Raw genomic sequence first — 232 nt, 5'->3', positions numbered from 1 at the left:
CGGCTTTAATCAACTGAGCAGTCTGCCACCGGAAATTGGTCAACTTAGCAACCTGAGTCGCTCCACCTCGGCTGTAATCAACTGAGCAGTTTGCCACCAGAAATTGTCCAACTTAGCAACCTGCAAAAACTCTACTTCTACGATAATCAACTGAGCAGTTTGCCATCGGAAATTTTTCAACTCACCAACCTGCGATCGCTCCACCTCGGTAGTAATCAACTGAGCAGTCTGC

General features: G+C 47.4%; 1 protein-coding gene. It reads left to right on the top strand.

Annotated elements, in window-relative coordinates; all coding sequences use genetic code 11:
* Window positions 1-90: 90 nt before the first annotated feature.
* Window positions 91-232 (top strand): leucine-rich repeat domain-containing protein (locus ACM0OT_RS23865; protein WP_414566852.1); only part of this gene is annotated, 142 nt, incomplete at its 3' end.

It is taken from the genome of Anabaena sp. CCY 9613 (genome assembly GCF_963920895.1).
GTDB lineage: Bacteria > Cyanobacteriota > Cyanobacteriia > Cyanobacteriales > Nostocaceae > Cyanocohniella.
This window is presented reverse-complemented; position numbering and strand designations above follow the sequence as displayed.